The organism is Reyranella sp. (genome assembly GCF_965279625.1).
In the GTDB taxonomy this organism is placed as follows: domain Bacteria; phylum Pseudomonadota; class Alphaproteobacteria; order Reyranellales; family Reyranellaceae; genus Reyranella.
The window spans coordinates 5166600-5180929 of the sequence record NZ_OZ257251.1; the positions used below are offsets into that span (position 1 = coordinate 5166600).

The 14330-nt window shown below is 65.2% G+C and carries 12 protein-coding genes; 3 read left to right on the forward strand and 9 right to left on the reverse strand.

The annotated features are described in order from the left end of the window. Positions 1–8 precede the first annotated feature (8 nt). Both ACQY78_RS25120 and ACQY78_RS25125 read left to right on the forward strand, forming a co-directional pair. Complete coding sequence (locus ACQY78_RS25120; RefSeq protein WP_428680263.1) at positions 9–452, forward strand: sugar 3,4-ketoisomerase; 444 nt, start codon at positions 9–11, stop codon at positions 450–452. Then, a complete protein-coding gene (locus tag ACQY78_RS25125; RefSeq protein ID WP_428680266.1) occupies positions 449–1549 on the forward strand; it encodes a DegT/DnrJ/EryC1/StrS family aminotransferase in 1101 nt (366 codons plus the stop codon). Before ACQY78_RS25120 ends, ACQY78_RS25125 begins: the two co-directional genes overlap by 4 nt. Before the next feature lie 179 nt (positions 1550–1728). Here the strand turns inward: ACQY78_RS25125 and ACQY78_RS25130 are convergent, their stop codons facing one another. From ACQY78_RS25130 to ACQY78_RS25155, 6 genes are all read right to left on the reverse strand, one after another. Beyond that, positions 1729–2499 carry an amino acid ABC transporter ATP-binding protein gene (locus tag ACQY78_RS25130; RefSeq protein WP_428680268.1) on the reverse strand — a complete coding sequence of 257 codons (771 nt, stop codon included), beginning with the start codon at positions 2497–2499 and terminating at the stop codon, positions 1729–1731. Between the two features lie 21 nt (positions 2500–2520). Further along, positions 2521–3801 (reverse strand): amino acid ABC transporter permease, encoded by a 1281-nt coding sequence (locus ACQY78_RS25135; protein ID WP_428680271.1) that lies wholly within the window; start codon positions 3799–3801, stop codon positions 2521–2523. A 2-nt stretch (positions 3802–3803) separates the two neighbouring features. Continuing rightward, positions 3804–4994, reverse strand: coding sequence for an amino acid ABC transporter permease (locus ACQY78_RS25140; RefSeq protein ID WP_428680273.1), 1191 nt, complete (start codon positions 4992–4994; stop codon positions 3804–3806). Positions 4995–5125: 131 nt separating this feature from the next. Then, complete coding sequence (locus ACQY78_RS25145; protein ID WP_428680276.1) at positions 5126–6160, reverse strand: amino acid ABC transporter substrate-binding protein; 1035 nt, start codon at positions 6158–6160, stop codon at positions 5126–5128. A 141-nt stretch (positions 6161–6301) separates the two neighbouring features. After that, complete coding sequence (locus ACQY78_RS25150; protein ID WP_428680279.1) at positions 6302–7333, reverse strand: amino acid ABC transporter substrate-binding protein; 1032 nt, start codon at positions 7331–7333, stop codon at positions 6302–6304. A 130-nt stretch (positions 7334–7463) separates the two neighbouring features. After that, positions 7464–8867 carry a M23 family metallopeptidase gene (locus ACQY78_RS25155; RefSeq protein WP_428680282.1) on the reverse strand — a complete coding sequence of 468 codons (1404 nt, stop codon included), beginning with the start codon at positions 8865–8867 and terminating at the stop codon, positions 7464–7466. A 475-nt stretch (positions 8868–9342) separates the two neighbouring features. Between ACQY78_RS25155 and ACQY78_RS25160 the strand changes: the two genes are divergently transcribed. Then, on the forward strand, positions 9343–10221 hold the full coding sequence (locus ACQY78_RS25160) for a pirin family protein (RefSeq protein WP_428680285.1): 879 nt from the start codon (positions 9343–9345) through the stop codon (positions 10219–10221). A 137-nt stretch (positions 10222–10358) separates the two neighbouring features. On the opposite strand, the gene ACQY78_RS25165 is transcribed toward ACQY78_RS25160, so the two are convergent. From ACQY78_RS25165 to ACQY78_RS25175, 3 genes are read right to left on the reverse strand one after another with little or no spacing between them, the layout of a single operon-like run. Continuing rightward, entirely contained in the window at positions 10359–11924 is a 1566-nt protein-coding gene (locus ACQY78_RS25165) for an ABC transporter substrate-binding protein (RefSeq protein WP_428680288.1), read from the reverse strand. Between the two features lie 11 nt (positions 11925–11935). Beyond that, positions 11936–13471 (reverse strand): M81 family metallopeptidase, encoded by a 1536-nt coding sequence (locus tag ACQY78_RS25170; RefSeq protein ID WP_428680290.1) that lies wholly within the window; start codon positions 13469–13471, stop codon positions 11936–11938. A gap of 9 nt (positions 13472–13480) precedes the next feature. After that, positions 13481–14317 (reverse strand): alpha/beta fold hydrolase, encoded by an 837-nt coding sequence (locus ACQY78_RS25175; protein WP_428680293.1) that lies wholly within the window; start codon positions 14315–14317, stop codon positions 13481–13483. Positions 14318–14330 lie beyond the last annotated feature (13 nt).

Genomic DNA, 14330 nt, shown 5'->3' on the forward strand with positions numbered 1-14330 from the left:
GCTCTGCCATGCCCGACATGTCTCTTCCTCATCTCAAAGTATCCAATTGCCGCTGGCTTTCGGTCCCCGGAAGGGGCGACGTTCGCGGCAAGATCAACTTCCTCGAGTTCGATCAACAGCTGGGCTTCACGGTTCGACGCCTCTTCTGGTTGCACGACATCGCAGCCGACCAGTGGCGCGGCCGGCATGGCCATCGCGAGTCGCACCTCGTGACCCTGGTGATGAACGGGTCCTGCCAGCTTCATCTCGACGACGGCAAGGTGAAGGAGACGGTGGTTCTCAACGATCCGGGACGGGCGCTGCATATCGGTCCGATGGTCTGGCACGAGCTGGATCACTTCGCGCCGCAGACCGTGATCCTGGTGATCGCCTCAACCTTGTACGACGAGAGCGAGTACCTGCGCGACTACGAGGCCTTCAAGCGCGAAGCCGCGGCTGCGAGCCGCGCATGATCCCCTTCCTCGACATGAAGTCGGTCTACACCGAGCTCAAGCCGGAGCTCGATGCTGCCTATTTGCGCGTGATGGAGTCCGGCTGGTTCGTGCTCGGCAAGGAGGTCGAAGCCTTCGAGGCCGAGTACGCTGCCTTCTGCGGCACGAAGCATTGCGTCGGGCTCGGCAACGGTCTGGAAGCGCTCGAGCTCGCGCTGCGGGCCTGGGACATCGGCGCGGGCGATGAAGTCATCGTGCCGTCCAACACCTACATCGCGACATGGCTTGCCGTGACGGCGGTGGGCGCCAAGGTGGTGCCGGTCGAGCCGACCCCCGGCGGTCCGAACATCGATCCCGACCGCATCGCAGCGGCTATCACGCCGCGCACGCGCGCGATCATGCCTGTTCATCTCTACGGCCAGCCGGCCGACATGGACGCGATCATGGCGCTTGCCGCCAAGCATGGGCTGAAGGTGGTCGAGGATGTGGCCCAGGCCCAGGGCGCCAGGGTGCGTGGCCGGCGAACCGGCTCGCTCGGCGACGCCGGCGCGCACAGTTTCTTTCCCAGCAAGAACATCGGCGCCTTCGGCGATGGCGGCGCGGTTACGACCGACGACCCGAAGCTTGCCGAGCGGCTGCGGACGCTGCGCAACTACGGCAGCCGTGTGAAGTACGTGAATCTGGAGAAGGGTCTGAACTCGCGCCTCGACGAGCTGCAGGCGGCCTTCCTGCGCGTGAAGCTCACGAAGCTCGACGAATGGAACGATCGCCGCAGGACGGTGGCGTCGCGCTATGACGACAGGCTGTCAGATATCACGAGCCTCGCCTTGCCGAACGTGCCTCAATGGGCCGACCCGGTTTGGCACCTGTATGTCGTGCGAACCAACCGGCGGGCCCACCTGGTGAAGGCGTTGGGGGAGGCCGGCATCGGATCGCTGATCCACTACCCGATCCCGCCCCATCTTCAGGAAGCCTATGCCGAACTCGGCCAGGGCAAGGGGACGTACCCTCTTGCCGAGAAACTGGCCGAGACCGTGCTCAGCCTCCCGATGGGCCCGCATATCCCCCTCGACTCCATCGACGAGGTCTGCGCCGTGATTCGCAAGACGCTCGCCTAAAGTTCCGGCGCCGAGTGAATGCCGCGGCTTCCCCATTCAAATGGGGAAGTGCCCCGTCATACGGGGCAATGGGGTCATGGGCGTCGCAACGCGTATGACCCTCCGTCGGCTCAGCGGCTTGGTTACAAGCCGCGATACGCCGACACCTCCCCATTTGAATGGGGAGGAAAGCTATTCTTCTAGTGATTGTGCAGGATCTGACCGAGGAACAGCTTGGTGCGCTCGTTGCGGGGATTGGCGAAGAACGCCTCGGGCTCGTTCTGTTCGACGATCTCGCCGCGATCCATGAAGATCACGCGGTCGGCGACGGCCCGGGCGAAACCCATCTCGTGGGTGACGCAGAGCATGGTCATGCCCTCGCGAGCCAGCTCGATCATGACGTCGAGCACTTCCTTCACCATCTCCGGATCGAGCGCCGAGGTAGGCTCGTCGAACAGCATGATCTTAGGACGCATGCAGAGCGCGCGGGCGATCGCCACGCGCTGCTGCTGGCCGCCGGAGAGCTGGCCGGGATACTTCAGCGCCTGCTCGGGGATGCGCACCCGGGTCAGCAGGCTCATGGCGACTTCCTCGGCCTCCTTCTTCGGCATCTTCTTCACCCAGATCGGCGCCAGGGTGAGGTTGTCGAGGATGGTGAGGTGCGGGAAGAGGTTGAACGACTGGAACACCATGCCGACCTCGCGGCGGATCGCCTCGATGTTCTTCACGTCGTTCGAGAGCGTGACGCCGTGGACCACGATGTCACCGCGCTGATGTTCCTCCAGCCGGTTGATGCAGCGAATCAGCGTCGACTTGCCCGATCCCGACGGTCCGCAGATGACGATCTTCTCGCCTTCCTTCACGTCGAGATTGATGTCGGACAACACGTGGAACTGTCCGTACCACTTGTTGACGCCTTTGAGCTGGATCACCGATTCGACCTTCGAGAGATCGCGGGCGGTTGCGGCCATGATTTGCTCCCCTGACGGCGCCTAGCGGCGCGTACCCTTGTTGAGCTCGAATTCGAGGTACTTGCTGTACCGCGACATCGAGAAACAGAAGATGAAGTAGACGAACGCAGCGAACAGGTAGACCTCTCCGGGGAAGCCCGCCCAGTTGGGGTCGACCAGCGCCTGGTTGGCGGTGTTCAGGAAGTCGAAGATGCCGATGATCAGCACCAGCGACGTGTCCTTGAAGAAGCCGATGAAGGTGTTGATGAGCGGCGGGATCACCACGCGCAGCGCCTGCGGCAGAATGATCAGCAGCGTCTTCTGCGGGTAGTTCAGGCCCATCGCATCGGCGGCCTCGAACTGGCCCTTGGGCAACGACTGCAGGCCGCCGCGAATGACCTCGGCGATGTAGGCGCCGGCGAACAGGATGACGGCGACCTGGGCCCGCAGGAACTTGTCGATGGTCGTGCCCGAGGGCAGGAACAACGGCAGCATGACCGAGGCCATGATCAGCAGGCTGATCAGCGGCACGCCGCGGATCAGTTCGATGAAGCCGACGCACAGACCCTTGATGAGAGGCAGGTTGGAGCGCCGGCCCAGCGCCAGAAGGACGCCGTAGGGGAAGGCGAAGGCGAGACCGTAGGTCGCCAGGATCAAGGTCACCGGCAGGCCGCCCCACAGGCTGGTCTCGACGTAGCTGAGCGGCGCGATGGCGATGCTCCAGCTCGGCAGCACGCCCATGATGCGCAGGACGAGGCCGACCGCGCCGATGGCGATCAGGGCATAGTAAGCTATCCGCTCGGACGGTGCCGCCAGCGCGCTGCGCAGCGTCATGCCCACCACGCCGCCAAGCAGCGCGACGAACAGGATGAGGCCAAGCGGAATGTGGATCTGACCGAACATCAGGATGAACGTGATGAACGAGCCCACGCCCCAGATCACCAGCAGGCGCCAGTTCCACATGCGACGGTCGGCGCTCAGCACCAGCATGGCCAGCATGGCGATCACCGCGAACAGCGGACGCCAGTGCTGCTCGTAGGGGAAGGAGCCAAAGAAGATGTAGCGGAACTTCTCGCGGATCAGCGCCCAGCAGGCGCCGCCGCCGCGGCATTCGGCGCCGGTCGAGGCCGTGAAGTTGGCGGTGAACAGCGCCCAGTCGAGGAACCAGGAGAGCACCCAGATCACGAATGCGATCAGCACCACCGTGGTGATGCCGTTGCCCCAGCTCGAGAACAGGTTCTTGCGGGCCCAGCCGAGAACGCCGGTCTCGTCGACGGGCGGGGCGAGCGGCTTGCGGTCGCCGACAGGCATGGCGTCGGTCATGCTCAGCGCTCCCTCAGGGCGATACGTTTGTTGTACCAGTTCATGAACGCCGAGATCGACAGGCTGACCGACAGGTAGGCGGCCATGATGATCAGGATGTTTTCGATCGCCTGACCGGTCTGGTTGATGGTCACGTTGATCGAGGCGACGAGGTCGGGGTAGCCGATCGCGATGGCCAGCGAGCTGTTCTTGGTGATGTTGAGATACTGGCTGGTCATCGGCGGGACGATCACCCTCAGGGCCTGTGGCAGCAGCACGAGGCGCATGGACTGGCCGCGCGACAGGCCGAGCGCCGCCGCCGCCTCGCTCTGGCCCTTGTGCAGGGCCAGGATGCCGGAGCGCACGATCTCGGCCACGAAGGCGGACGTGTAGAGCACGAGGCCGACCAGAAGCGCGGTGAACTCGGGCTGGATGACGGTGCCGCCCGAGAAGTTGAAGCCCTTCAGCTCGGGCCAGCTCATATGGTGCGGCGCGCCGCCGGCCAGCCAGACGAGAGCCGGCAGGCCGATGATGATGCCAAGGCCCGCGGAAATGCCGGGGAAGGGCTGGCCGGTGGCTTCCTGACGCTTCTTGCCCCAGCGATTCACGAACCAGGCGCCGGCGATGCCGGCGAGAAGGGCGAGACCCATCCATGTGTGGATGGGGTCGGCCATGGGCATCGGGAAATAGACCCCTCGGTTACTGAGGAACACGCTGTTCCAGAGCAGCGAGATCGCCTGCCGTGGACCGGGAAAGGCCTCGCTGATCAGCTTGTAGAAGAGGAACAGCCACAGCAGCAGGGGCACGTTGCGGAAGGCCTCGACGTACCAGGCGCAGATCCGGCTGAGCAGCCAGTTGGGAGACAGGCGGCCGACGCCGACCAGGGTGCCGAGAAGGGTGCTGAGCAGGATGCCGAGAACGGCGACGCGCAGCGTGTTGAGGATGCCGACCCAGATGGCGCGGGCGTAGGTGCTGGCTGGCGAGTACTCGATCATCGTATCGCCGATTTCGAAGCCGGCTTCGCGCTCGAGGTAGTGGAAGCCGCTGGCGATCTTCTGGCGCTGCAGATTGTCGATCGTGTTGCTGACCAGATACCAGGCAAGAAACCCGACGAGACCGACCACGACGATCTGGAACACCCAGCCGCGAATGACCGGATCGTTCCACGGTGCCACTTTCACACGTGGCGTAGAGCCGAGAGCCTCGACCGCCATACGCTATTCCCCCTGCCTTGTGCGGTTTTCCCGCGCGGGCGTTATATGCCCGGTATTGCCCTCAGTGTATGTGGGAATTGCCCCTGCGCAACGGGACAAATCCCGACGTCCCCTGCCTCGGTCCCCCGGCATCAACGGATCGGCGGCGAGTATTGCAGGCCCCCCTGGGTCCACAATGCGTTCTGGCCACGCTCGATCTTGAGCGGCGAGCCCATGCCGACATTCCGGTCGAAGACCTCGCCGTAATTCCCGACCTGCTTGACGATGTTGTAGACCCACTTCTCGTCGACCCCGAGCGCCTTGCCCATGCCGGGCGTGACGCCGAGGATGCGCTTGATCGAGGGATTGTCGCTCTTCAGCATCTCGTCGACGTTTTTCGAGGTGATGCCGGCTTCCTCGGCCTCGACCATGGCGTAGAAGGCCCAGCGCACGATGTCGGCGAACTGGTTGTCGCCATGGCGGACGACCGGTCCCAGCGGCTCCTTGGAAATGATCTCCGGCAGGATGACGTAGTCATCGAAGGTCTGGGGCGGCGGCACGTTGGCGGCGCGCGTGGCGGCGAGGCTCGATGCGTCGGTCGTGTAGACGTCGCAGCGGCCGGAGAAGAAGGCCGAGCGGATCTCGTCGACCTTCTCGATGACGACCGGCTTGAAGGTCATCTTGTTGGCCCGGAAATAGTCGGCGAGGTTGAGTTCCGTGGTCGTGCCCGGGGCCACGCAGACGGTGGCGCCGTTCAGCTCCTTGGCGCTCTTCACGCCGAGCTTCTTCGGCACCAGGAAGCCCTGACCGTCGAAGTAATAGATGCCGGTGAAATCCAGTCCCAGCGCCGTGTCACGCGTCAGCGTGTAGGTGGCGTTGCCCATCACGATGTCGACTTCGCTCGACTGCACCGCGGTGAAGCGCTGCTGGGAGGTGAGCGGGACGTACCGTACTTTCTCGGAATCGCCGAAGATCGTGGCCGCGACGGCGCGACAGACATCGACCGAGAGACCCTTCCACTTGCCCTGGCTGTCCGCGAGCATGAAACCCGCCGTGCCGATGCCGACCCCGCAGTTCACCATGCCCCGGGCCCGGACGGCATCCAGGTCCTTGCCGGCGTGAGCCGTCCCGGCAACGCCAAGCAGCGCTACGACGATACCGGCAGCCGCCACGATCTTGTTGTGCATGTCACCCCCCTTGTTCTTGAACACAGCATGCCGCCTTCTCCCCGCGGCTTGCAAGCCGCAGGCCAAAACGAGGGCGGGGAGCCCAAACGAAAACCGCCGCCCTTTCGGGCGGCGGTTCGTCTCGATGTTGGATTGGAAATCCTAGCGGATCGGCGGGGAGTACTGCAGGCCGCCGTTCGTCCACAGAGCGTTCAGGCCACGCTCGATCTTGAGCGGCGAGCCCATGCCGACGTTCCGGTCGAAGCTTTCGCCGTAGTTACCGACCTGCTTGACGATGGTGTAGACCCACTTCTCGTCGACGCCGAGCGCCTTGCCCATGCCGGGCGTGACGCCGAGGATGCGCTTGATCGAGGGATTGTCGCTCTTCAGCATCTCGTCGACGTTCTTCGAGGTGATGCCGGCTTCCTCGGCCTCGACCATCGCGTAGAAGGCCCAGCGCACGATGTCGGCGAACTGGTTGTCGCCCTGGCGGACGGCCGGTCCCAGCGGCTCCTTCGAAATGATCTCCGGCAGGATGATGAAGTCGTCCGGCTTGGCAGGCGCCGGGGTGTTCGCGGCGCGCGTCGAGTACAGGCCCGAGGCGTCGGTGGTGTAGACATCGCAGCGCCCGGCATAGAAGGCGGCGCGGATTTCCTCGACCTTCTCGATGACGACCGGCTTGAAGGTCATCTTGTTGGCGCGAAAATAGTCGGCAAGGTTGAGTTCGGTCGTCGTGCCCGGCTGGACGCAGACGGTGGCGCCGTTCAGCTCCTTGGCGCTCTTCACGCCGAGCTTCTTCGGGACCATGAAGCCCTGGCCGTCATAGTAGTTGATGCCGGTGAACTCGAGGCCGAGCGCGGTATCGCGGGTCAGCGTGTAGGTCGTGTTGCGCGAGAGAATGTCGACCTCGCCCGACTGCAGGGCCGTGAAGCGCTGCTGGGCCGTCGTCGGCACGTACTTGACCTTCTCGGAGTCGCCGAAGAGCGCGGCCGAGACCGCGCGGCAGACGTCGACGTCTAGGCCGGTCCACTTGCCCTTGTCGTCCTGCTGCGCGAAGCCCGCGACGCCCGTGTTGATGCCGCAGACCAGCTGGCCGCGGGCCTTCACCGCATCGAGATCCTTGCCGGCATGCGCCGTACCGGCGACACCGACCAGACCGGCGGTGACGACGCCGGCCATCATTTTCTTGAGCATTATGTCATCCCTCGTGGTTTGCCTCTGGCGTTCCCGTCGGTCGCCTGTCGCGACCGTTCAGGATCGGTGACGCAATTGGTAGGCGAACAACCGGAGGCGCGCAACGGCAGTGCACTGCCGGTGCGGTGACTCACAGGCGGTCGGCGGCGCGAGACGAGAAGGGGTTGGACGACCACGGATCCGCGCCCTGCAGACCCGGATAGCGGGTGTCGCTGCTGCCGCGGCTGCGCTCGGAGGCGCGCTTGATCTCCTGCTGCCACTGCCGATAGGAGACGAGTTGTTCGCCTCCCAGGGTGCCCTGGCCGCCCTTGTCGGAAATGTAGGGTTGCGGATCGACGAACTGGCCGTTCACGATCACCGAGAAGTGCAGGTGCGCGCCCGTCGAGCGGCCGGTCGAGCCGACATAGCCGATCACGTCGCCCTTGCGGATGCGCGTGCCCGGGCCCATCCCGTCAGCGAAGCGGGACATGTGCGCGTACAACGTCTCGAAGTTGTCGGCGTGGCTCATCTTCACCGTGCGGCCGTAGTTGAAGTACCAGCCCTGGTGATTGATGACGCCGTCGGCCGCCGCATAGATCGGCTCGCCGGTCTTGCCTTCGTAGTCGATGCCGTTGTGGAAGCCGCCGCCGCTCTTGCGGCCGTAGTAGCGCCGTGTGCCGAACGGTGACGACTGGCGGGCGCCCGGCCGCGGGTCGGCCAGCGCCGTGCCGCCGAGACGTCGGCCCTCGTCATCGAACCAGCCTTCCGGCTGGTTCTGGGGCGCGAACCACCAGAAGGACCGTTTCGCGGCGCCATCGCCGAGGCTGGCGACGAGGATGCGCGGCGCACCGTCCACGGTGCGGCCCTGGACGACGTCGATCTTGGCGGCGGCCGGTGCGAAGCCGGAAAGAGCCTGGGTCAGCTCTTTCAGGGCGGCCGGGTTGGCGCCGGTCGGAGCCAGGGTGCTGGCAAGCGTCGCGCTGCTCGTCTTCACCGTTTTGACCGAATCGGCAACCACGGAGCGGGCACCCGGGCCGGCGGTCGACGGGGCGGAGCCCGGCAGGCTCGAGACGCGCTCGTCATCGTCCTCGGTGGCACCGGGGGCAAGCTTGAAGCCGAACGAGCCATCGGCTCCACGGGCCAGGTCGACGGCCAGCGACTTGTTCGAATAGAGTTGAAGGGAGACGAGACGCTTGGGCTGGCCGCCGCCCTGCGGGGCGAGCACGGCGCGGCCGGAACTGGCGGCCTTGACCTCGGGCTGGCTCAACGCCTTGCCGACGGCATCGGCGGCAGCCTGCGCGTCGGTCGGATCAACCTGCAGGATGATGAGCTGCTGGGCAACCGAGCTGTCGGCTGCAATGGAGAAGGACTGGACGTCTTCGCTGGGGACAGGTGCGGGGGCCGACTTCGCCACCGGCTTCTTGAGCTGGTTCTTGGACGGGGCCTTCACCTGCGCCATCGCGCCGGCAGCACAAAAGAGAGAGGAGACTGCAAGGGTCGCCGCCGTGAGGCTGCGGATGGTTCGCCAGCTATAGGCGCGTTGGAGACGCGTCATGTTGGACGTCATCGTTGGGCCGCTCCCGTTCCATTGAACGCAACTAATTGACGGTTGAGGCAACTGACGATCCACCGACTCCCCAGTCGATGCCCCCGCGTGCCCCGCTTGAGGGTCACTTTGGCCACGGAGTATCCACAAGTCCACAAAAAGTTGCAAAAATGCAACACCCGTGAAAACTCCCTAACATGTTGTAAATGCTAGAGTTTCAGACTCGCGGATCCTTGCGGTCGTCAAAGGTCACAGGGGAAAGACGCCAATATTTGCTGCATTGCGAATAAGCGCGCTGCGGGCAAAATTATCCGCTCGCCGAGACCTACACCTCGACGTGGGTCTGCGGGGATTGACCCGCACGACCCTTCCGCATAACCGGCATGACCGAGCATCTGCATGACCGCGCCACCCCAAGAGGTGGCCCGTTCGTCGGTAGGCGTTGGGCGCAATGGTTGCAGCACAGGCGTAAGAGGAGAACACGATGGCCGATCCGATCGAGCTTCTGATCCAGGGACGGGCGCACGATCTGGGAGGCGGTTTCGCGGTCCGCCGTGTCCTGCCCAGCGTCAAGCGGCGCACCGTCGGGCCCTTCATCTTCCTCGACCATTTCGGCCCGATGGACGTGCCGCCGGGCGGCGGGATGGAAGTCCGTCCGCATCCCCATATCGGCCTGGCCACCGTGACCTACCTGTTCGACGGCGGCATCTACCATCGCGACAGCCTGGGCTATTCGCAGGCGATCCGGCCGGGCGATGTGAACTGGATGACCGCCGGCAGTGGCATCGTCCACAGCGAGCGCACCGAGCCCGAGATGCGGGCCACAGGCTTCCGTATGCACGGCGTCCAGACCTGGGTGGCGCTGCCGAAGACGCACGAGGAGACGGCGCCGGCCTTCGAGCATGTCGAGGCAGCGCGACTGCCCGCCTGGACCGAAGGCGGCGCTTCGCTGCGCCTGATCGTCGGTACCTATGCCGGCCGCACGGCGCCCACGACCCACTTCTCGCCGATCTTCTATGTCGGGGTGGAGATGACCGCCGGCGCCTCGCTGGCCGTCACGCCCGATCACGAAGAGCGCGCGATCTATGTCGCCGAGGGCATGATGGTGGTGGGCGAGAGCCAGCTCGGCGTCGGCGACCTGGCGGTGCTGGCGCCCGGCCAGACGGTCGAGGTGCTGGCGGGCCCCGAGGGCGCCAAGGCGATGCTGCTGGGCGGCGCCACGATCGACGGCCCGCGCCACATCTGGTGGAACTTCGTCTCCTCGAGCAAGGACCGCATCGAGAAGGCCAAGGAAGACTGGCGCGAGAAGCGCTTTGCCATGGTGGCAGGGGACCCCGAGTTCATCCCGCTGCCGGACCGGTAGAAGGAACGGGACACCATACTGTCATCGCGAGCGGGGTAACCCCCGCTGTGGAGCGCAGCGAAGGATCTGGCGCTAGCCAAGGAGTCCTTTGGTCAATCTGCTAGGTCTTTCGCTTCGCTCAAGACGACAATGGCCGCCTACTTCTTCTCGACGTTCCAGAACACCGTGATGGGCGATTCGATGTTGCCTGTCACTCCCTTGCGCCGGGCCATGGGCTGGAGGAACTGGCCGAGCGGCACCGTCACGCCCTGCTCCAGGATGCGCTTCTGCACCTGCTCGGCGATCTCGAACTGCTTCTTCGCATCGCCCTCGCCCACGAAGGCCATGCGCAGCCGCTCGATCTCCTCGTCGAGCGGCCAGCCGAACTGGGCGCGGTCGCCGCTCGCCTCGGCGTAGTGGTTGTTCACCGGGTCGATCAGCAGCACCGCGGCGCCCGCCGTCATGGCGATGTTCCATCCACCCTGGGCGATCGGATCCTTCTTGGAACGCCGGGCGACCAGCGTCTGCCAGTCCATCGACTGCATGTCGACCTTGAAACCGCCGCGCTCCAGCAGCGTCTTGGCGACCGGTGCCAGGTTGGTCAGGACGGCGAGGTCGGTCGACTGCAGCAGCACGATCGGCGTGCCATCATAGCCGGCCTCCTTCAGGATCTTCTTCGACTCCTCGAAGCGCGATTCCAGGATTCCCTCGGTGCCGGCGGCATTCTCGAGCGGGGTGCCGCAGCCGAACATGGCCTTGCAGACCTTGTAGTAGCGCGGATCGCCGATGACGGCCTGCAGGAAGTCCTTCTGGTTGAGAGCGACCATGGCGGCGCGACGGTAGCGGACGTCGTTGAACGGCGGCTGCTTCCAGTTGAAGCGCAGCACGTAGCTCGAGCCGAGATGGTCGGGAATGACGATCTCGACGTTCTTGTCCTTTTCGATGACCGGCAGCAGGTCGTGCGAGGGCTGCTCGATCATGTCGATCTCGCCCTGCTGCAGGGCGTTGATCGCGGTCTGCGTGTCGGGGATCGAGACCCATTCGATCCGGTCGACCTTGGCCACCTTGCCGCCGGCCAGCCCCGACGGCGGCTCGGCGCGCGGCTTGTAGTCCGGATTGCGCAGGTAGACGACCTTCTCGCCGGGCTTCCATTCGTCCTTCTTGAAGATGAACGGTCCCGAGCCCGTCGTGTCGGAGAGCTGTTGGGTGACGGGCGTCTCGGCGACCCGCCTGGGCATGATGAAGAGCGGGATCGAGGAGGGCTTGGCCAGCGTCCTCAGCATCATGCCGTAAGGCTGCTTGAGGGCGATCTGGAAAGTTCGGTCGTCGATGGCCTTCATCTCCTGGGTCTGCTTGCCCAGCAGGCCGCCCAGCGTGTCCTTGTCGGTGAAGCGCTTGATCGACGGCAGTACGTCGGCCGTCGTCACCGGTTGTCCGTCATGCCACTTCAGCCCCTCGCGTAGCTTGAACGTCCAGGTAAGCTGGTCGTCGCTCACCGTCCAGCTCTCGACCATCTGCGGTCGCGGCTCGAGCTTGCCGTCGAGCGCGAAGAGCGTGTCGTAGATGAGGTAGCCGTGATTGCGCACGATGTAGGCGGTCGTCCAGACCGGATCGACGATCTTGAGATCCGACTGCATGACGACTTTCAGCGTCTTGCTCGGCTGGGCGTAAGCGGGCGCTGCGGCGAACAACGCAAGGGCGGCAAACAGGGTACGGCGCAGCATGGAAGAATCCCTCAATTCGAGGCCGGAGGAGTCCAGCTCGTTTCCTCGTCGAGCGGATAGACGGGCCTCGGCAGTTTGGTCCAGGTGAAGTTCGCCAGCACCGGCGACGTCAGGCCCGGACAATCGACTTCGTAGATCTGCTCCGGCCTGAAGAACTCGTCGAAGCCGCCGCGGAAGTGGCCGCGGCTCTTCACGACCACGGTGCGTGCCTGTGCAATGTCCAAGCCAAACATCTCGAACTGGCGCGGGTCCATGCACTGGCAGCGGATGCTGATGACCACGATCAGGATGCCGCCGAGATCGAGCAGAGCCGACGGGCCCATGTCGGCCGAGACGTTCTTGAGTACGCCGCGGCGTCCGACATACTGGCCGTCGGAGAGCTTGACGACCTTGGCCTCGCAATCGAACGGCAGGGAGAATACCTGCTGTTCCTGGGTGTTGAAGGAGGCGTTGAAGATCGCACCTTCGCCCAACTCGTGCGCCTTTGCCGCGAGCGCCGCGTCGTTGAACACGCCGAAAAACACGCCCTGCGCCCGGGCGCCCTTCAGCGCGCGCAACAGATAGGTCGTGTTGCCGCGTCCGCCGCCGCCGGGATTGTCGGCGACGTCGGCCAGGATGATCGGCTTGCGGCGCTTGTCGCGGCCGATGGCGGTGGCATGCTGGACGGCGTCGGCCAGGGTCATCATCTCACGCTTGAAGCGTTCCCTCGTCCCCCAGGCGCGCTGGGCGATGTCGAGCGCAAGGTCGGCCGCCGCCTTGCGGTTGCCGTTGCGCGCGGTGACGACGGCGGTGAGGCCGTTCTTGGGACTGTCGCTATAGGCGAAGCCCGCCATCACCGAGACGTTGAGGATGTCGCCGCCGACCTTGGTCTGGCCGTACTTGATGAGGTCGGCATAGGGGCCGCGCGCGGTGAGCAGCGCGATCTGCGGCGGCACCAGCGGGATCTTGACCATCTCGACCGCGGTGCGCGTGCCGGCGAGCAGTTCGCGCATGTGCTTCGCCGCCTCGACGCCGCGCTCGTAGATGTCGACATGCGGGTTCTCGAGATAGCCGACGAAGACGCTGAGATTGTCGGTCATGCGGCGCGAGACGTTGGCGTGCAGGTCGAACACCGAGACGATGGGCACGTCGGGGCCGGCGACGCGGCGCAGCATCTCGAACAGGTCGCCGTCGGGATCGTCGGTGCCTTCCGCCAGGGCGGCGCCATGGCAGGACACGAAGATCGCATCGACCGGCAGGACGGATTTCAGGCTGGCTTCGATTTCGGCGAGATAGGACTTGAAGAACTGTTCCTCGACCGGGCCGCCGGGCTGCGCCAGCGAGACGCGCAGCGGCACCGGCGTCCAGGTGCCGGTGCGATCCATCTCGGTGAAGAAGCCGGGCAGGTCGGGCATGGTGATCGACTTGCCGGAGCGCGCCTCGCTCACGATGCGATTGCCGCGGATGTCGACGTCGTGCTCGAAATCCTCCGCCGTCGTCACCGGCGCAAACCGATTGCACTCGATGGCGAAGCCGAGAACGGCGATACGCGGATTGTCCTGGGACAAAGAAACCTCCTAGCGCTGTCGCGCGAGGAACGCGTCGACCAGCGCGTTGAACCTAGCGGCCTGCTCGAAATATGGCGAGTGTCCGGCCTCTTCGATGGTCTCGGCTTCGCCGCAGGGCAGGCTTGTGGCGATGGCGCTTGCCAGGAACGGCGGGAAAACGATGTCCTCGCTGCCGGCGATCAGCAAGGTCGGCACGCGAAACGTCTTCAACTCGGCCACGGTGCGCGTCGCGGTGCGGCGCAGGCCGGCGCGCAGCTTCTCCTTGTCGAGCCTGCCCGCCATCTCGTCGATGCTGCGATAGAGCAGGTGCAGCGCGGGGAAGCGCTCCGCCGCACGTTCGCCCATCGCCGGATGAATGCCGCGCGCCATGCCGGCCGCGATCGTGGCCTCGGCCGCCGCGAACCAGGCATCGTACGCGGCGCCGCCGGAAGGATCGCTGCCGCGGCGGTCGAGCGTGCCCGAGGTCGAGCTCAACACCAGCGCCTTTACGCGGTCCGGATGGGCGAGCGCATATTCCAGCATCGTCCAGCCGCCCATCGATTGCGCAACCAGGCGCACGTCGGCATAGCCCAGATGATCGATCAGGGCGGCGAGGTCACCGGGATAGTCGGCGGGATCGACGCCATCGGCGACCGGATCGGACGGCGCGAAGCCGCGATGGGCAAAGGTCACGCAGGTGTAGCGCGGCGCAAAGTGCGCCACCTGCTGCCACCAGCTCAGGTGATTGCCGCCCAGCCCGTGCGCGAAGATCAGCGCGGGGCCGCTGCCCGTGACCTCGTAGTAGAGATCGCCGAACGGGCGCTTCAGCCGCCCGACGGTGCGGGACGGCGCGGCGTAGGAAGTCATGCGGAGCGTCTCC